The organism is Pseudidiomarina halophila (genome assembly GCF_003987215.1).
In the GTDB taxonomy this organism is placed as follows: Bacteria; Pseudomonadota; Gammaproteobacteria; order Enterobacterales; family Alteromonadaceae; genus Pseudidiomarina; species Pseudidiomarina halophila.
Window position 1 is genome coordinate 160,749 of sequence record NZ_PIPW01000002.1, and the last position, 18,279, is coordinate 179,027.

Sequence of the window (18,279 nt, forward strand, 5' to 3'; positions counted from 1 at the left end):
CCAGGCCATTTTGCCGATGATGCCGGCGCTTAAGCACGAGCGAGAATTCGGTCCAGATGATTGGCGAACGCCATACGGTCGCGTTGATTCAGTGGCGGTGGGCCACCGCTTTGTACGCCGCTCGCACGCATTGTGTCCATAAAATCCCGAATATTCAGACGACTACGTATATTTTCCTTAGTAAACAGCTCCCCGCGGGGACTTAATGCTTGCCCACCTTTGGCGATGACTTCGTCCGCCAGTGGGATATCGGCGGTGATAACTAAATCGCCGGCTGCACAACAACGCACGATTTCGTCATCGGCAACATCGAAGCCGCTTGCCACAGTACGTGCAGAAATAAACTTTGATGCAGGTACGCGCAAGGGCTGGTTGGCGATCAAAATCAATTGCAGTTGTTTGCGCTCTGCTGCGCGAAACAAAATATCTTTTATTACTGCCGGACATGCGTCCGCGTCGACGTAGATTTTCATCATGGGTTCTATTAAGTTCTTGATTCCAAGTAAGCGATGTTAAGCTTAACACGCGTCCTATAGGAGCATAGCCAGATTGCATAAACTTTTCTTCGCGATTTTCGCACCATTGTTGTTACTTCAAGGTAAGCGCGTCAGGGCCCGTACCCCGCGTCTGCCCGAGGCTGAAGGCGCGCGCGCCGGTTTTACAGCAGGGGCAGCCCCTGCTGGAGAAAAGGGGCTGCCCCTGCTGCGGGTGCTGGTACTGGGCGATTCGGCGGCGGCGGGCGTTGGCTGTGCCAGGCAGGAACAAGCGGTGCTGGGTCAGTGGGTTGCCGCGTTAAGCGAGCATGCAGAGGTTGAGTGGCAGCTGGTAGCGAAATCGAGTCTTACCTGTGCTCAGGTATTGAAGTTACTGCGCGAGAGTGACCTTACCGCGAAAAGATTTGATCAGGTACTGGTGTCGGTGGGCGTCAACGATGTGACACGCCGCACGGCGCCGAAAAAATGGCAAGCGGATCTGGCAGCAATGACTGCGTATCTGACCCACCAACTGCAAGCAAAACATATTCTCTATACGGCGCTGCCGCCGATGCATAAGTTTCCGGCGTTACCTCAGCCATTGCGCTGGTTGGTCGGCGAACAAGCCAAACAACTCAATAACTTACTTAAATTACACTGCCGGCAGCAGAGCAACACCTATTACCTTGCTTTTGAGGTACCCTACGAGAGTAAATTCATCGCCGCCGATGGTTACCACCCTTCAGCCCATGCTGCTGCATTGTGGGCGCAGACCGCAGCGAAAGTAGGGTTTGAGGAGACGAACTGAGTGATTAAAAAATTACTGATTTTCTTTGTTGTCGCGTTAACGGTGATAACGGTCATGGATGTTTGGCGCGCTCAGGATCTGCCCGCAGGTAAAGTACCTGCAACGACCTGGCAAACATTGAAGTATGAACACGTGGATTTGCTGGAGCAAAGTTACGCTGAACCTGTGATCGTTTATTTCTGGGGCTCATGGTGTCCTGTATGTCATGTGATCACGCCAGGGGTCGACTGGCTTGCAGGTTACGTGCCTATCGTCAGTGTGGCGATGACCTCTGGAACCGATGCGCAAGTTCGTCGCTATCTGGTAGACAATGATTATCAGTTCAAAGTGGTGAACGATCCGGAAGCAAGGATCTCTAACCAGTGGGGCGTGCCGGTGACACCGGCTTTTGCGGTAATAAAGAACGGTGAAGTCCATTCCTTCACGGCCGGTGCAACGACGCCGCTGGGTCTTTATGCGCGCTGGTTGTGGGCTAGTTTTACGTAAAAGCGCTAGTTTGCCTCGGATATTACGGTAGAATGGCCTTGAATTAAAACGTTAGGAGCCTGCATTAGTGAAATTAATGATTTTAAAAATCAACGTGTTAGTTTTAGCGTTGTTGCTTGCCGCATGCTCTGATCCCGAACCGGAGCAAGTTGCCGGACAGACGCCTCCGCAACCATTAGAGTTGCAGCCACTGCATATTGAAAGTGATAAAAAGGCAGTTAGCGTTGCGTTGGCTGATGCGGTGAAGCCGCTCAAGCCTGCCCGCATAGAGTTAAGCAACTCCGAACTGGCTGCGCCGTTGGCGGATGTAACCTATGCAGTGTTAAAGCGTGGGCAGACAGTCACAGGGCTGCTAGCCAAGTTTGGCTTTAAAGCGCGCGAAGTTTACCAGTTGGCGGAAGCGCTCGATGGCGTTATCAATTTAGATAAATTGCAGGCGGGTGCGGCAATTGCAGTGAATAAACAGCCGCAGTCGGCACAAGTTAGTCTGGCCGGGGAATACGCTGAGCGTATCGACGCATTCTATGAAAATGGCGTATGGCAGGTAAGTAAGAATCGCGTGCCGACACGGGTTGAAGTGTCTGAGCATGCGGTGCAAATTAATCATAGTCTGTATGGTAACGCGGCTGAAGCTGATGTGCCGGGCGATGTGATCAACGCCGCGTTATTGGCACTGTCGCATTTTATCGATTTTCAGCGTCAGGTGTATCAGGGCAACCGCTTTGAAGTTGTGTTTGAGCGTACATTAGTAACTCAGGACGAAGAACTCTTTACCCACCTGCAGACTCCGTTGCAACCGACCTATCTGCGCTTCCAGAACGAGGAAGATGACTTTCGCTTGTATCGCTATAATGAATCTTTTTATCTTGAGGACGGGCGCTTAGCCGAGAGTTTCCTGCTGAAAACTCCGCTTAACGGTGCACGACTCTCGTCCCATTACGGACAGCGCAAACATCCTGTGCTGGGGTACACCCGCATGCACAAAGGTATCGACTTTGGAGCTCCGGAAGGCACGCCGATTATGGCCGCTGGCCAGGGCACCATTAAGCGTGCCGACTGGTACGGCTCCTACGGTAATGCGGTGATTATTCAACACGCCGATGGCTACGAAACCCTTTACGCCCATCTACGGGGCTTCGCAGAAAATATCAAAGCAGGGAGCAAAGTCGAACAGGGCGAAGTGATTGGTTATTTAGGCAATACTGGTTTATCGCAAGCCCGGCATTTGCATTACGAAGTTTACCGATACGGAAAAATCGTCAACCCGTTGCACTTGAAGAAGCTTTCGAGCGAACGCCTTAAGGGCGAACACCTTGCCGATTTCATTGAACACGTAGCGAGTCTGCACGATCGCACCATGCGCCTGGCGAACCTGGCCGGTGGTGCCAGCTCGACTTACGCTGAAGGCCTGACCGCGGAAGCTAAATGACGTCCGTAACCCCTCCGGTTTGCGCGTTCGCCACTGGTCTCGAAGAGTTAGTGGTAGCGCTGGCCCCATGGCTCAGCGAAGATGAGCGCCAGCAAGCAGAGCAGTATCGCCGGCCGGCAAGAAGGTTGCAGTTTCTCACTGCGCGTGGGCTGCTGCGCTGGCTTTTGCAGCATTACTGGAATTTCCCGCCAACGGCCAGCGTAATTACGCGCCAACCCAATGGCGCCCCCCAGCTCCAGGTTAATGGCCAGCTCTGGTATTGCTCGATTAGCCACAGCCATGACATTGTCATGGTAGCGTTGAGTCCTGATCAGGCTGTAGGTGTCGATGTGGAACGGCTAAAACCGCGTAAGCAGTTAGTACGCCTGCTCAAGACTGGCTTTATGGCCGGTCTTGAGACTGAAGATCTGGCACAATTTTACCAGCGCTGGACCCTTGCCGAGGCGGTCACCAAAACCGAACAAGGCTTATTACTTGAGGTTCTCAAGCGAGATTCTGGTGCCTATGAGACGCATGCCAGGTTTCGCCAGCAGGCAGATTGCATGCTATGTTGCTATACACCGACCGCGCATAGCAACATTCATGAAGTGCTACAGACCGACGCAGGACTGGTTCTTGAAACGAGCTAAGTCGCCTTAAACGTCATGCCAACGCTTAAAAATAAGCGATGTATTAATACCACCAAAAGCAAAGTTATTGGACATTACGTAATCTGTTGCAAACTCGCGTGGCTGTCCCTGAATATAATCCAACTCGGCACATTCGGGATCTCTATTTTCCAGGTTCACCGTAGCGGCGAACCAATTGTCGTTCATCATGTTGATGCTGGCCCAGGCTTCGATAGCACCACAAGCCCCAAGGGTATGACCTAAATAGCTTTTGAGTGAGCTAATCGGCATGCGCGGACCAAACACCGCAGCGGTGGCCTGACTCTCAGCAATATCACCACGATCGGTGGCGGTGCCGTGAGCATTAACGTAACCAATGTCTGCGGGAATAAGCTCAGCGTCTTTCAGAGCCAGGCGCATGGCAACTTCCATTGTCGCTGCTGTCGGCTGAGTGACATGCGCGCCGTCAGTATTAGTGCCAAAGCCAACTATTTCAGCCAAAATGGTGGCACCACGTTCTTGTGCATGCTCCAGCTCTTCCAGAATAAAGGTGCCGGCGCCTTCGCCAATGACCAGGCCATCACGATCCCGATCAAAGGGCCGTGGGGAGGCCGAGGGACTATCATTGCGAGTACTGGTAGCGTACAAGGTATCAAAAACCACGGCCTCTGAGGCGCATAATGCCTCTGCGCCGCCGGCGACCATGACTTTTTGCTTGCCGTACTTTATGGCTTCGAAGGCGTAACCCAGCGCTTGGGACGACGAGGTACAGGCTGAGCTGGTGGTATGCATACGGCCCTTGAGACCAAAAAACACCCCGACATTAACCGCGGTGGTATGCGCCATACTTTTGATGTAAGTAGTCGCGTTGACGCCAGACATATCACCATTAGCGAGCATGTTGCCAAGCACTACCATTTCATCCGTGCTACCGGTCGAGGAGCCATACGCAACCCCGCAGCGGCCGTCGCGGATACTGGGGTCGTTCAGCAAACCAGCGTGCTCAAGCGCAAGTTCCGTAGCGCGAGTGGCCATGATGCTGACCGTACTCATCGAGCGGACGTCCTTACGGGAATAATGCTCAGGGCGCTGAAACGGAGGTTGAATAGGTGCTGCCAGGCGCGTATTCAAACCTTCAAAACGATCCCATTCGGGCATAGTGGTGACGGCGTTCTGGCCGGCCGCTAAGCGGGCTTTAAATTCATCCCAGCTCGAGCCAAATGCAGTTAAACAACCTGTCCCGGTGACGACAACGCGTTTCATTACACTAGCCCACCGTTTACTGAGAACACTTGTCGGGTGATGTAAGCCGCAGAGTCCTGGAATAAATAGCCAACCAGTCCGGCAACTTCTTCAGGTTTACCGGCGCGTTGCATAGGGATCATCGAGAGGATTTGATCCTGATGCTCAAGTTCATTGGTCATGTCAGTTTCAATCAGCCCCGGTGCCACGCAATTTACCGTGATTTTGCGTTTAGCCAACTCCAGTGCCAGTGCTTTGGTGGCGCCAATAACGCCAGCCTTCGAGGCACTGTAATTGACCTGCCCGCGATTGCCGGCGATGCCGGAAACCGAAGCTATGGTGACAATACGACCGCCTTTGCGGGTACGAATCATCGGCATAATAAGCGGATGCAGGACGTTGTAAAATCCATCAAGGTTGGTGTGCACGACCTGATCCCAGTCTTCGCCAGTGAGTGCAGGAAAGGCTCCGTCACGGGTCACTCCCGCATTACATACCGCGCCATAATAAGGTCCATGGGCTTCAATATCCGCTTCAATGACCGTAGCTGCCGCAGCGCGGTCGCTGACATCAAAACACAGTAAGCTGGCGTTGCGGCCAAGTGCCTCGATCTCGGCCACGACCGCAGCGGCGGACGCTTTATCACTGCGACAATGTACCGCAATATCGAAGCCATCGGCGGCGAGTGTTAATGCGATGGCGCGACCAATGCCTTTGCCAGACCCCGTTACTAAGACGCGATTACTCATAATTTTCCTTAATAAAAGCTGCTTCATCGGGCGGCTGGAAAACATTTAAACGTGCTTCAGCAATGATCTCGCCCTGTTCTTCAATACGACAGTCAAACACGCTAAGGCCCGAGGATTCGACATGGATTTCTTCGGCGAAAACGTCATAACACACACCGCAAAGAAACACGTCCCGCTGGCAGCGGTACTTGCGTGAGCCAAGCAAAAAACCAAGCTTAATAGCTTCATTGCTCTCATGGTGACGACTTCCGGCAACGGCGGCGACGGTTTGCGCCATAAATTCGATGCCGGCGTGGGCCGGAATTCCGTTCAGTTGCTCGCGGAAAAACAGACTATCGCGGGTTAAGGTCGTCTGACAGTGGGCACTGATGCCATCGGCGCTGACCACTGTATCAATTAAACGCATTGGTGCCCGGTGTTTTATCAAATCGTCAAGCGCGACCATGCCGTCTTATTCTCCGTTTTGTGCCTTGCTAAACACCAGAGCAACGTTGTTCCCGCCAAAGGCAAAAGAGTTGCTCAGACAGTGTTCGATTGCGGTGGTTGCTGTCGTTTTTTGCGTATCATACAGCGAAATCGGTGCTAATTCAGGGTCAATCTGGTTATCCCACACGTGCAGCGGTAACTCACCCCTCTCACTTCGTAAAGCGAGCCAACATAAGCCTGCCTCGATGGCCCCTGCGGCGCCCAGCGTGTGGCCGGTTAAGGCCTTGGTCGAGCTGGCCGCAACCTGCGCGGCACCGACTGCAGTAATGGCGTTACTTTCCATGGCATCGTTCAACGGCGTGCCGGTACCGTGCAGATTAATATAACCAAGCTGTTGCGGACTGATGCCGGCATCGGCTAAAGCGGTGGTGATGGCGGCAATTGCGCCGCGGCCCCGGGGTTCGGGAGCCGTCATGTGATAGGCATCGGAACTATGCCCGGCGCCGGTTAATGTGACTGCCGGAGCCTTGGTCGCTGACGGCTGAGTGGTTAAGTCTTTGGTGGCGACAAACAGCGCCGCACCCTCGCCAATATTGATACCGTCGCGATTGCGACTAAATGGCCGGCAGTAGCTTGCCGAAATCGACTCCAGCGCATGAAAGCCATTGAGTGTAAGGCGGCACAAAGAATCAACGCCCCCGACGATGACGACGTCAGCCAGATCGGCGCGGAGCATGGCGCGCGCACTCATCAGCGCCCGTGCACTTGACGAGCAAGCCGTGGAAATACTGTAGGCAGGACCTGAAACACCGGCAAGATCAGCGATAAACTCGGCCGGAGAGTACATTTCCTGCATGCCATAGTAAAAATCATCTGGTAGTTGCTGATGAGCCTGGTAATGCGCGAGCGCCGCTTCACCTTCGCGGATCCCTGATGTGCTTGAGCCAATAATCACCGCGATCCGCTCAGCGCCATACTGCTGTCTAAGTGCGTCGACGGTGGTGGCGATTTGCGCGTACGCCGCTGCCGCTAGCTGGTTGTTACGGGTGGCCATAGCTGGCACTAAATCTTGCAACGGCGGCAATGCAGCATCGTTGACCTGCCCGGCAATTTGCGGTTCACCTTGATTAATCGTCAGGGCACAAGGCTGCATACCTGCCCGTGAGCCACGCAAAGCATTTTGCCAAACTTCAGGGGCATCAGCACCCAGGGCGCAAAGAATACCTAAGTCAATCAGCTGCATCAGGTTGGACTCCTGTTTCTTCAAGGGTGCGTAACTGTAGTGAGTAACCCGCACTATGGTGCTGTAAAATGGTGATGTCAGCTTCTGTTCGGGTGGACCAGATCAGTTGTTTATCATCACTTATCACCCGTCTGCCATTCGCGGTCGCGGTTATGCTCGCGCCTTGCAAATGGCGCTGCAGCTCGGTCAGTGGCCAGCGTTGCAACTGCATATCGGCAACGATAGCGCGCGCTAACTGAGGTTGGTCGAAAGGCGCGATGCCGGTCACTGTTATGGGTTGTTGCTTACCCAGCTCAACCCGCCATAACTCCTGACCCAGCGGTGAAAGCCCGACCATCACAATCTGCTCGGCGCTCAGTAAGCTCGATACCAGCAAGGTCCGGGACTCCTGTTCGGGGTGTGACCATAGCACCTGATGCAGGGTCTGGGTGGCGGGGCCGTTCCAGGAGGACTGCAATTCAAGCTGCACATTTTCCGTCAGCTGTACTTTCGGGTTCGTGGATGTGGGCAGCGTCTGGCAGCCGCTGAGCAGCAACGCGGCGACTACCAGACTTAAGATTCGGTTTGGCATAATTCGACTAATACCCGCAAGCGGCGCTCAGTTTCGCACACATAAGGATTTTCACTGTCCCAGGCATAACCGGCAAGAATGGAACATATCATGGCTTTGATCTCGTTCTGCTGCTGGTGATAAAAAATCACATCCTGAAAACGCGTATCGTACCAGCCTTTGACAAAACTTCGAAAGGTGCTGATACCTTTACGCAGGGGCACCGTGTAGGCCTGTTCCCAGTCGACATCTGCGCCATTAAGTTGCTGCAGCACCAGCGGTACCGCAAGGGAGGAGGACTTTAAGGCGATAGTAACACCCGAGGAGAATACCGGGTCCAGGAACTCACCCGCATTGCCGAGTAGCGCGAAGCGGTCACCATGCAGCCTGCTGACGTTGGCAGAATAACCGGTGATCATCTGCTCTGGCCGTGTCACTTCGTATTCACCGAGTACGGTGAGCAAATGAGGCTCTTCATGGACCCGTCGCCACAAGGCTTGCCCGGGAGTGTCATCGTCGTCAAAGTACTCCGTGCCGCCAACCACACCGAGACTGGCGGTGCCATCGGCGAAAGGTATTAACCAAAACCACAACTCGGGTTCGGTCGGATGTACTGTTATCAGAATTTTATTGCGATCGAACTGGCCGCCTGGCAGTGTTGTTTTTACGTGACAAAATGCGGCCTGCCGCACAGGAAAATCCGACGGGTATTCCAATTCCAGCAAGCGCGGTAAAACCCTTCCAAAGCCACTGGCGTCGAGCAGGAATCGCCCCTTCAGAGATTGTTGTTGATTATCTTTTTCAATGGCGACCTGAACCTCGTTCGGGTCATCAAAATCTACCGCGGTAACCGTAAAACCATGGTGGACTTCAGCACCATAAGCACTGGCGCCCGCGGCTAACAGCTGGTCGAAATGCTCGCGTTTAACCTGATAGGTGGTACTGGGACCCGCGGAAGATTTATTTTGAAAATCGAAAAGGCTGTGTTCACCATTTCGATAAAAAGCTGCACCATTTTTATACTGGAAGCCGAATTTCTCCGCCTGAGCAACCACGTCATCAAGCAACCCGGCTTCGGCGAGGTAGGTCATGCACTGAGGTAACAAGCTCTCGCCAATCGAAAAACGGGGAAAATAGCTCCGCTCGATCACCACCACGGACTTCCCCGCCTGGGCGAGTAGCGCGGCGGCAGTAGCACCAGCTGGGCCGGCGCCAATGATAATGACGTCGTAGGAGTCGCGCTGAAATGGCATGCTGTTATCCTGGCCCGGAGGCGGTTTGCGATGGCTTGATACAGGGTGCAATCAGCGCGCTAACCAGCACCCCAACCAACACGACACTGCCAAAGGCTGCAATCGCCGGAGTTGCGCTAAAGCTCAGCGCACCGAAGGCAATAGCGGTAGTAAGTGCTGACAAACTAATCGCTTGCAGGGCATGTTCGCGACGCACGTCACTGGCACAGAAGATGCCATAGTCGAGACCTAACACCAGTACCAGTATGGCGCCGACCCAATGGAAGACATTGAGCGCCTGAGTGAACATGGCAACCAGCAACGCGGCACTGAGCGCAATAGTGATAACCGCTATGACCTGTAGGCTGATAAACGCCCGCTGTGGCCAGGGCGCACTACGTCGCAAACGCCAGCTTAGCAGTGCTGCTGCGATGAGCAGTAAGCCCGCCAGCCAGATCCGCAGTTGTTGCCGGTGCTCACCGAGCGCCGATGATGCTTGCAATAATGGGTTATAAAGCTCAACCGCTGGATAGTTCTGCAATTCGTTAATCAGGGCAACGCGGTCGGTGATACCGGCAAGGCGAACCACGCCAATATAGCCGGTTGCCGCATCGGCGGCGGGCTGCTCCTGCGCCATCGGATAAACAAACAGCGAGTAAAGCGGATGTTCGGCTAAGCCGGCTATGTCAGGCTGCGGCGTATCGATACCCAGCCATTGCAGGTAGCTCTGACCTTCAGGTTGTTGCCACAGGGCGTGTTGCGCTGTGATGACCGCTTGCTGTTGTGACGGCGGCAGCACGTAATCAAACAGGCTTTGCCAACGACTGATGAGGCCCTGCTGTTGCCATTGAGGTAAAAGGGTCGCGATCTCAGCGTACGCAGCATTAAGTCGGGCTTCATTGTCGCCGTTAATTAACAGGACATCGGCATCGAAATAGACCTGAGTTTTGTCGCGCAGCAGCTTTTCTTGTTCGAGTAAACTTGCGGGTGAGCTGGCGAGTTGCCGCACCGAGTCGTTACTTTGGTGCTGATACAGCAGAGCCGTGGCCAGTAGTACCGCAAGAACAACCAGCAGCCAGGGAGTAAGCGCGGACTGATTAAAGCTGTAGCTCTGCGCGATACGTTGGTGTAGACGTTGCCAGCCGGGGGCAGGCGCCTTCCAGCTGCGCCAGCGCGGGGTAAGATAGATCACCAGCACTAACACGCATAACAACGCTGCTGCCATGAATACCCCCAGTTGCTGTAATAGCGGTAAGGGTAAAAAGATAAGCAGTGCGTAACCAACTATGGTGGTCAGTCCGCCCAGCCATAATGCTGGTACCACCGCCCGCCAACTGCTGGCGCCATGACTTGCGGCGATACTGGCATGAAAAACGTAATCGATACACAAGCCGATAAGCGTAGTGGCGAACACCAGCATCAACACATGAGGTTCAGCAAACAGTAGCATCACTACGCTAAACCCAACCAGACCCGCGACCGTTATCACCAGCAGGGTAAATAGCAAATGCTGCAGTGAACGGAAAATCAGGATAAACAATAGCACCACCATGACCAGCGATAAGCCGCCAAACCAGGTCATTTCAGCTTTGGCCTGATCGGCCGCGGCGCTGGCATGGAAAATCAGGCCACTGCGAGCCAGCTCCAGCGTATCAAACGATTGTTGTAACCCGTTGGTGAACTGCTCTATTTTACGTACCACCTGCTGGGACTCGCTCTGGCTCAAAGCATCGGCCCCACTGGTCAAGGCAACCAGTAATTCGTAGTTGGCACCTTCACGCACGTAAAATGGCGCATCAAAGCTAAAGCCCGGCATTAAATCCGGCAATTGCTCGACATAGGTTTGAGTCAGCAACAAGGGATCAGCGGTGATATCGACCAACACCGGTGCGGGTTGTTGCAGTTTCCGCTGTGCTGCGTTGATCAAATGCTGTGGTGCGTTCCGCAGCTGTTGCCGGTCCGCCGGTGTGGCGAAACTACCCGAATACTTTCGATAAAAATCAAGCATGGGCGCCAGGGCTAATTGCGAGTTAGGAGTAATTTCCGGTTGGCCAGCGGCAAGTTCCAGCAAACCAGACTCCACGGCTTCGCGTAACGCCTCAGCATCTTGTGCCGGCACCTGCAGCCACAGCAGGATCTGTTGTTCGTTCGGTTGCTGGCTTGACTGATAAGCGCGGTGATAGGGGTTGGCATCGGCTGGCAAGGTGTCGAGCAGACTGCTCTGCCAGCTGGTGGTTTGTGCCTGGTAAGCGAACAAACCAAGCAACGCAACGAAGCCAATCACCATCAAGCTGAGCCAGCGCTTCCACATGTTAGTTCTGACCTGCGTCGGCGGTTATCGGCGACAAACGAATGGTGCTGCTGTTGCCCGCCTGTTCCTGCAGCTCGATGCGTTCAAGTTGCGGAGAGCCGCAGCTGGTAATGCTTTCGATGAATTCGCGGATAGCGCGGTTGAGTGGCACCAGAGTGATACAGTCAGTTGCAGTGGTCGCGTCAAGAAAGTTTTCCTGAATAACCTCGATATCACCCTGTAGTACAGCCAAAAGGAGCTGGGCGATCATTTCGCTGCCGCGTTGTGGCTCGGAACCGCGGTGCTCAACGATACCGTCGCGGGTAATGATCAAGCTTTGCTCTAAGGGCTCTTCGGTAACCCAGATGACCTGATCAGCGAAAATCTCAATGCGTCCGGCACTGCTCAACGGCCGGGGTAAGCCACGCAGATGACGCTCCTGGGTAAAGGTGAATTGCGCCGGAAGTTCCAGTTTCTGGGCGGCAATAAAAGCTTCCAGTTTGGTTTCTTCCGCAGCAAGGCGAGGGCTCATCAGGATCGCCGCCAACATCAGACCTGTTAGTAACCAGTGTTTCATTTGCTGCGCTCCACGCCGAGCTTCTCAAACAGAATGTCGGGCGATTCGAATAACATTTCCTGACTGGCGGTTTCCACCGCAACCTGAATGCTGGTGGCTTTGGTGAGTACCTGAGCGGAGTCACAGCAACGAATGACATAATCAATGCGTAGCCGGTGCTCCCACTCAACTAAGTTCGCGACCACTTCAATGTTCTGGCCATAACGCGCGGATTTGACGTACTTCAGCCGCAGATCGACGATTGGCCAGATATGGCCGTTCTTCTGCATGACGGGATAATCATAGTCAAACTGGCGCAGCAGTTCACTGCGCGCCATTTCCAAATACTTTATATAATGACCGTGCCACACGACATGCATGGCGTCGACGTCAAAAAACGGCACGTTAATCACTAGCTTTGTTTGGTACATACTACTCCTCGTACAAGGCCCAGGGTTGTTGCCGGACTTTTCTCAACCAGTGGCGCAATTCGTGCTCCAGCGGCCTATCTTCGGTCAGCAATTCGAACTCACTGGTGATATCGCTCAACATTTGCTCCAAGGCTGCAGCAGGTTTGCGCATGTTCTGCTTTTGTTGGCGGCGCAAATGGACGCCTTGGCAGGTGGCCAGCAGGGTTGCTACCACAACTTGTTCAGTCAATTCCAGTACCCGTATACAGTCCCGGGCAGCGATGGTACCCATGCTCACCTTGTCCTGATTATGACACTCGGTCGAGCGGGAGAATACACTGGCAGGCATGGTCAGTTTTAATGCCTCTGCAGTCCACGCCGAACAACCAATTTGCACCGCTTTAAAGCCATGGTTAATTGAGCGCCGTTCGGCGGTTGCGGCAGAAAGATTAGCCGGCAAGCCATTATTCATTTTGGTATCCATCAACAACGCCATTTGCCGATCATGCAAATCAGCCAGATTGGCCACTGCAGTTTTCATCGAATCCATCACCATGGCGATATGGCCGCCATAAAAATGCCCACCATGTAACACATGTTCGCCGATGCCATCGATGATTGGATTGTCATTAGCGCTATTGAGTTCATTTTCGATGGTTTCGCGGAACCAGGGCAGGGCATCACGGAGGACGCCGATGACGTGCGGAGCACAACGAATAGAATAACGGTCCTGCAGTCGATCGGAGTTGCGGGGGTGTTCAACATGGTTAATATCATGCTGGATCCAACGCGCAATTTGTTGCTGTCCACGGTGCGGTTTAACTGCAAACAGTAATTCGTCGAAATGGTTGGCGTTACCGTCAAGGGCGATGCTGGCAAGCGCTGTTACCCGTGCTGAGAGTCGCGTTAAGTACTCTGCGCGCTGCCAGGCCTGGCAGGCGAGTGCCGTCATGACGGCGGTACCGTTCATGATGGCAAGTCCCTCTTTGGGCCGTAGCTTCATGGGTTTCAGGCCGAGTTGCTGAAAAGCTTCGGCGCTGTTTATCTGCTCACCTTTAAACCGGACATCACGCTCGCCAATAATGGCGCCAGCCACGTAAGACAATGGGGTTAAGTCGCCACTTGCGCCCACGCTGCCTTCTTCCGGGATAACAGGTAACAGGTCGTGATTCAGCATCAACACCAGACGCTCAAGTAGTTCCCAGCTCACACCGGAGTAGCCTTGCGCAAGTGAGCACAAGCGCGTTGCCAAAATTGCCCGGGTCGCTGGCGCGTCGAAATAAGCGCCTAAACCACAACCATGAAAGCGGGTGAGATGAATGGGTAGCTCATGCACCAGTTCAGCAGGAACAGTTACTGTGCAACTGTCACCATAGCCGGTGGTAACGCCATATATGACGCCGTCTTCCTGCAACAGGGTGTCGAGGAAACGGGTGCCTGCGTCGATGCGGGTTCGCAGCGCCGGATCATCGCTAAGCTGAGCGACAATCTGTTGCTCAGCATTGGTACGCGTAAGAGTAATAATATCTTCGATGGTTATGCGCTTGCCACCAAAGAGAACCGGAGAAGTAGGCATCGGCTAGCTGTCCTCGTGCTGTTGCCAGAAATTAAAAAAATTAAACCACTGATAAGGATAGCGTAAACACAAGGCTTCCATCTGTGCGACATACTGTCCGAGTATTTTTTGCAGGGCCTGTTGACGCTCGCGGCGTGGCAACGTCAGTTGTTCGGCGACCAGATCAAGATACAAATGGTAACGGGAGCGTTTTGGGTCACGTAAACAAAACAGAAAATAGACCGGGCATTCTAAAATGCTGGCCAGCACCCAGGGACCGATTGCGAACGCAGCGGGCTTGCCTAAAAAGTCATGGGTCACACAATGATCCGGTTGGGTTACCGAAACCCGATCACCGACAATGACCACAAACTCACCGTCATCAACCCGTTCGCGCAGTTTAATTGCCAACGCCATATCGATTTCGCTGACCTGGATCATATCGACACTGACGTTGGCATTGAGTTCACGCAGGGCACGATTGAACGACTGTGCGTGCTCGGTAAAAACTAAGACATTCATGCGTTTTTTATAGCTTGAGCTGGCCACTGCACGGGCCACTTCGAGATTGCCCAGATGACTGCCGATAAGGATACCGCCTTGCGGGCTGTCCTCCAGATCACGAAAATGGGTGTTGCCGCAATTTTCAACGTGGCGTTTACCCACCTTACCAATCCAGGCATCTGTTTTCGCCAAAGAAGCCAGTCCGAACTGCCAAAAATGTTGCAGACCATGACGCCAACCGGGTCGACGCTTAAATGGTGAGGCGCTACCGGCATAGATGTGTAATTGACGCAGGTAGGCAAGGGATGCACGGCGTGCTTTGGTGCCGGTAATGAAAAAATAGGCGATCACCGGCGCCAGCAGAACCCGCATGACGATATGTCCACCGTACTTGTAGGCGCGCAGCAGAATAAGGATACCCCAGTAACTGCCACGCTCTTCGGTTTCTGCCCAGTGTTGCATCAGGGCCTCCGCTTAAACTTGCGAAGGATCAGCAATGGCGCCCGCCACAACATGCCAAAGACCAGACGGGTGTGCATTTTGGTGATACACCAGTTATCGGCAAAGCCGCGAAAATGTGACTGACCCCCCTCCGGATAAATAACCTGAGTTTTGATGAAATGTATAGGAACCTCGCGCCAATACATGCGCACCATAATCTCAATGTCGAAGTCCATACGCTCGCCGATGGACTTGGTTTTCATGGTCGCCAGAGTCGCTGCAAGGGGGTAGACCCGGAACCCGCACATGGTGTCTTTTACTGCCAGTGACAGGGTTTCAACATGGACCCAGAAATGAGTGATTTGCCGGCCAATTTTGCGCGCAAGGGGGATGGACTCGTCATACTGAGGCTGGCCACTGATGAGCGCCTGGGGACGGGCTTTTGCTGCGGCGAGAAACTTCGGTATGTCATTGGGATTATGCTGGCCATCGGCGTCAATCTGCAGTGCGTGGGTCAGCCCCGCATCGGCAGCCAGTTGCAGGCCATGCATGACTGCTGCACCCTTACCCCGATTCTCAGGCAGCGTCGCGACCAGCACCTGATCGAGGAAATCGGGTTCGAGCATGCGCCGAAGCTCTTGCTTAGTCGCTTGGTTAGAGCCATCGTCGACAATCAAAATGGGAAAATTAAATGGCAACAGCTGCTCAACGGTTGCGCGGATAGTTTCGTGATGATTGTAAATCGGGATCAAAAAACAACACTTCAGCATAACTCACCTTCCGTGGTAGTGGCTTCAGGATAAATTAACCGGCCAGACGAAAAAGCGCGTTCGCCGGCACTGTAGCGGAACAGTACGCAATCCTCACGTTTACGTTCCAAAGTTAAGGTTACTTTAGCGTTAGGCAGAATCATATCGTTGAATTTGAGCACTTCAATGTGTCGCACACTGGGCGCAGTCCCCCACTGCTCGGCGGCTAACTGAATCGCCCAGTCAAGCTGAGTAACGCCCGGTAAGATTGGCGCTTCGGGGAAATGCCCCTGCAAATAAATGCAGTCGGGCGATAAGCTGAACTCGACCTTTAGCAGCGGATGCCCCTCGGCGGTAACCGCTGCTTCATGGCTGGAAAAATCTGGAAAGTTCGCGTTCATGAGCTGCCTGCCGCCGTTGAGTCAGAGTGAAAAATTTGCTGTAAAGCTGCCTGGGTGAGTTTACCTGCTTCATTGTACGGCAATCGCGTCACGTAGCGAAATTTACGCGGCAGCACGACAGTTTCGAAACGTTGATTCAGATGCTGGCGCACTACCTGGCGTAAAGCGAATTTGCCTTCCTGTGCCAGACGGCGCTGTCCCAGTTCGTTAAGCTGCACCACCAAGCCTAGCTCGACGCGTTTGTCGCCGTCCATAACGCAGCAATGGGCCTGCGCTACCCAGTCGAGCTGGGCAGTAAACTGTTCAACTTCAGTTAAGGATAAGCGCTTCTCGGCCAGTTTAATAATACGATCGGCGCGACCCTCAACGATAAAGGTGTCCGCTGCCATAAAATGGACCAAATCCGCTGTGGTATACCAACCATCGCTGTCGATGTCAGCGGCTCCCAGATGCGGGGAGCGCAGTTGCAGTTGCCCGTTTGCGTCGGCCTGCGCTTTGATACCCGGAAGCAGGCGGAACGGTTGTTTCGCGTGCTGGCGCTGGCGCCAGGCAATGCCGCCGGTTTCGGTACTACCGTAGACTTCGATTGGACTGGCGATAGCTGCAGCGACACAACGGGCGGGTACGCTTTCATGCAGGGGGCCGCCGGAGGAAAATACAGCGCGTAGCTTACTGCTGAATTCGCGCAGGTCGAGATCCTGAGTAAACCGCTCCAGTTGTGCGGGACTACTAACCAGGGCATAGGGTTGCTGGGTTTGCCGCTGAAAGGCCAGCCATTGCTCTGGATACTCAATGCGCTTGGCGGCAACCTCGCGACCGGTACACAACGGCCAGAGCACGGTGAACAGCAAGCCGTAAATATGTTGATGAGTGATCGTGGAAACCACCTGGCAGTCACCGAGCTGCGCGCCAAAAGTTGTTTCCAGCGTAGCCACCTCAGTAAACAGCTGGCGCAGCGATTTGTGTACAGCTTGTGGGACGCCACTGGAGCCTGAAGTAAAGAGCACAAGTTCCGCGTCGAGATTACCCGTGAGTACATGGGGTGCGTGCAGAATTGTGGCTGATGCTGGCGTAGGAACTGCGGTGTCGACCAACTCTCTGTCGGCCAAACGAGCGGCCAGACGTAGGGTTTCGGGCCGACCATTGCCCGGCAGTAGTGGCGTACGCCCGGCCGCGATGAGGGCCAGCAGCCAGATGACAAAGCTACTGCGCTGCTGGTGATACACCAGCCAGGTCTGCTCCGGCTGCCGTTCGACATAGGCTTGTGCGGCGGCGACCCGCTGCGCAAGCGCGGGCGCAAGTTCCAGCTGCCAGTGCTTAGTGTCGCTTTTTAACCACACGTCGGATACTCCATTCAACTGCCATTAAGAGACCCATCAGCAGATAGGCAATTAAGCCGTTATAAAGTGCCCACAGTTCCATATCGCCAAGCTGGACGGTCCACCAGGCAATACCGCCATTAAGGGCAAAAAATAGCGCCCATACCAAGGTGACGCGCTCGGTGTAACGCACTGCAGCAGGTGATAACGGGCCTTCCATGAGGGTTGCCAGACGGGTAATGACGGCCGGCGGGCGCAACAGTGAGAAACAGAAGAGCACCAGTAAACTGGCATTCATCCACACCGGATAATACAGCACGCCAGTAAGTGGATCGGTGAACCAGGCGACCAGTACCACCATGACTAAGGCTGCTAAGGCGAGGTAACTGCGCGGGTTGTTAAAGCCTAAGCTGATAGCTTGCAGCAGCAGGAGTGCGGCCAGAGTAAAAAATAACTCGCGCATGAAGCCGTGTTGCGTCAGCCACCACACCAGGAAGGGATATCCGATAAGTAAAATCGTGGTGGCATAACGCAGCAGGGCAGACATAGGTTAACCGTGAATAAGTTTGTAGACTTCGTCGACGACATCGCGGACGGTACGTACGGCTTTAAATGCGTCCGGACTAATTTTCTTACCGGTGATTTCCCGTAACTTCACCACCAGATCGACGGCATCGATGCTATCCAAATCAAGATCTTGATAGAGGTTAGCGTCTAAACTGATGTCTCCCGCATCGACTTCAAAATCCTCCTGTAGGATCTCTTCGAGTTGAGCGTAAATCTCTTCTTTCGTTTGCATTGCGCTGGC

21 protein-coding genes are annotated in these 18,279 nt (G+C 53.9%); 4 read left to right on the forward strand and 17 right to left on the reverse strand.

Annotation, left to right across the window (positions count from 1 at the left end):
- Positions 1 to 29: 29 nt before the first annotated feature.
- Positions 30 to 473 (reverse strand): YaiI/YqxD family protein, encoded by a 444-nt coding sequence (locus tag CWI69_RS06775; protein WP_126763882.1) that lies wholly within the window; start codon positions 471 to 473, stop codon positions 30 to 32.
- Between the two features lie 76 nt (positions 474 to 549).
- Between CWI69_RS06775 and CWI69_RS06780 the strand changes: the two genes are divergently transcribed.
- From CWI69_RS06780 to CWI69_RS06795, 4 genes are all read left to right on the forward strand, one after another.
- Positions 550 to 1,281 carry an SGNH/GDSL hydrolase family protein gene (locus CWI69_RS06780; RefSeq protein WP_157984249.1) on the forward strand — a complete coding sequence of 244 codons (732 nt, stop codon included), beginning with the start codon at positions 550 to 552 and terminating at the stop codon, positions 1,279 to 1,281.
- Positions 1,282 to 1,767: a protein disulfide oxidoreductase gene (locus tag CWI69_RS06785; RefSeq protein WP_126763168.1), complete on the forward strand. Its 486-nt coding sequence runs from the start codon at positions 1,282 to 1,284 to the stop codon at positions 1,765 to 1,767.
- 76 nt (positions 1,768 to 1,843) lie between these two features.
- Entirely contained in the window at positions 1,844 to 3,196 is a 1,353-nt protein-coding gene (locus CWI69_RS06790) for a M23 family metallopeptidase (protein WP_241971077.1), read from the forward strand.
- Positions 3,193 to 3,825 (forward strand): 4'-phosphopantetheinyl transferase family protein, encoded by a 633-nt coding sequence (locus CWI69_RS06795; protein WP_126763170.1) that lies wholly within the window; start codon positions 3,193 to 3,195, stop codon positions 3,823 to 3,825. Before CWI69_RS06790 ends, CWI69_RS06795 begins: the two co-directional genes overlap by 4 nt.
- 6 nt (positions 3,826 to 3,831) lie before the next feature.
- Here the strand turns inward: CWI69_RS06795 and CWI69_RS06800 are convergent, their stop codons facing one another.
- Genes CWI69_RS06800 through CWI69_RS06875 form a run of 16 tightly spaced genes read right to left on the reverse strand, consistent with a single transcriptional unit; the run spans position 3,832 to position 18,270 of the window.
- Positions 3,832 to 5,067, reverse strand: a complete 1,236-nt coding sequence (locus tag CWI69_RS06800; RefSeq protein ID WP_126763172.1) for a beta-ketoacyl-ACP synthase — start codon at positions 5,065 to 5,067, stop codon at positions 3,832 to 3,834.
- Complete coding sequence (locus CWI69_RS06805) at positions 5,067 to 5,795, reverse strand: 3-ketoacyl-ACP reductase FabG2 (RefSeq protein ID WP_126763174.1); 729 nt, start codon at positions 5,793 to 5,795, stop codon at positions 5,067 to 5,069. Before CWI69_RS06805 ends, CWI69_RS06800 begins: the two co-directional genes overlap by 1 nt.
- Complete coding sequence (locus CWI69_RS06810) at positions 5,788 to 6,240, reverse strand: hotdog family protein (RefSeq protein ID WP_126763175.1); 453 nt, start codon at positions 6,238 to 6,240, stop codon at positions 5,788 to 5,790. The genes CWI69_RS06805 and CWI69_RS06810 overlap by 8 nt, the downstream gene beginning before the upstream one ends.
- Positions 6,241 to 6,246: 6 nt before the next feature.
- Positions 6,247 to 7,464, reverse strand: coding sequence for a beta-ketoacyl-ACP synthase (locus CWI69_RS06815; RefSeq protein WP_126763177.1), 1,218 nt, complete (start codon positions 7,462 to 7,464; stop codon positions 6,247 to 6,249).
- Positions 7,451 to 8,035: a DUF3261 domain-containing protein gene (locus CWI69_RS06820; RefSeq protein ID WP_126763179.1), complete on the reverse strand. Its 585-nt coding sequence runs from the start codon at positions 8,033 to 8,035 to the stop codon at positions 7,451 to 7,453. The genes CWI69_RS06815 and CWI69_RS06820 overlap by 14 nt, the downstream gene beginning before the upstream one ends.
- A complete protein-coding gene (locus CWI69_RS06825; protein WP_126763181.1) occupies positions 8,017 to 9,267 on the reverse strand; it encodes an NAD(P)/FAD-dependent oxidoreductase in 1,251 nt (416 codons plus the stop codon). The genes CWI69_RS06820 and CWI69_RS06825 overlap by 19 nt, the downstream gene beginning before the upstream one ends.
- A gap of 4 nt (positions 9,268 to 9,271) precedes the next feature.
- The gene (locus CWI69_RS06830; RefSeq protein WP_126763183.1) at positions 9,272 to 11,557 is read right to left on the reverse strand and encodes an MMPL family transporter; all 2,286 of its coding nucleotides are present in this window, start codon (positions 11,555 to 11,557) and stop codon (positions 9,272 to 9,274) included.
- Position 11,558: 1 nt separating this feature from the next.
- Positions 11,559 to 12,113: a LolA family protein gene (locus CWI69_RS06835; RefSeq protein ID WP_126763185.1), complete on the reverse strand. Its 555-nt coding sequence runs from the start codon at positions 12,111 to 12,113 to the stop codon at positions 11,559 to 11,561.
- Positions 12,110 to 12,523, reverse strand: coding sequence for an acyl-CoA thioesterase (locus CWI69_RS06840; protein WP_126763187.1), 414 nt, complete (start codon positions 12,521 to 12,523; stop codon positions 12,110 to 12,112). Before CWI69_RS06840 ends, CWI69_RS06835 begins: the two co-directional genes overlap by 4 nt.
- Before the next feature lies 1 nt (position 12,524).
- The gene (locus CWI69_RS06845) at positions 12,525 to 14,078 is read right to left on the reverse strand and encodes an HAL/PAL/TAL family ammonia-lyase (RefSeq protein WP_126763189.1); all 1,554 of its coding nucleotides are present in this window, start codon (positions 14,076 to 14,078) and stop codon (positions 12,525 to 12,527) included.
- Positions 14,079 to 14,081: 3 nt separating this feature from the next.
- Entirely contained in the window at positions 14,082 to 15,023 is a 942-nt protein-coding gene (locus tag CWI69_RS06850) for an LpxL/LpxP family acyltransferase (RefSeq protein ID WP_126763191.1), read from the reverse strand.
- Complete coding sequence (locus CWI69_RS06855; RefSeq protein ID WP_126763193.1) at positions 15,023 to 15,772, reverse strand: glycosyltransferase family 2 protein; 750 nt, start codon at positions 15,770 to 15,772, stop codon at positions 15,023 to 15,025. The genes CWI69_RS06850 and CWI69_RS06855 overlap by 1 nt, the downstream gene beginning before the upstream one ends.
- On the reverse strand, positions 15,766 to 16,152 hold the full coding sequence (locus tag CWI69_RS06860; protein WP_126763195.1) for a 3-hydroxyacyl-ACP dehydratase FabZ family protein: 387 nt from the start codon (positions 16,150 to 16,152) through the stop codon (positions 15,766 to 15,768). The genes CWI69_RS06855 and CWI69_RS06860 overlap by 7 nt, the downstream gene beginning before the upstream one ends.
- Positions 16,149 to 17,492 carry an AMP-binding protein gene (locus CWI69_RS06865; protein WP_157984250.1) on the reverse strand — a complete coding sequence of 448 codons (1,344 nt, stop codon included), beginning with the start codon at positions 17,490 to 17,492 and terminating at the stop codon, positions 16,149 to 16,151. Before CWI69_RS06865 ends, CWI69_RS06860 begins: the two co-directional genes overlap by 4 nt.
- Entirely contained in the window at positions 17,470 to 18,018 is a 549-nt protein-coding gene (locus CWI69_RS06870; RefSeq protein WP_126763198.1) for a COG4648 family protein, read from the reverse strand. Before CWI69_RS06870 ends, CWI69_RS06865 begins: the two co-directional genes overlap by 23 nt.
- Before the next feature lie 3 nt (positions 18,019 to 18,021).
- On the reverse strand, positions 18,022 to 18,270 hold the full coding sequence (locus CWI69_RS06875; RefSeq protein WP_126763200.1) for an acyl carrier protein: 249 nt from the start codon (positions 18,268 to 18,270) through the stop codon (positions 18,022 to 18,024).
- Positions 18,271 to 18,279: the final 9 nt, after the last annotated feature.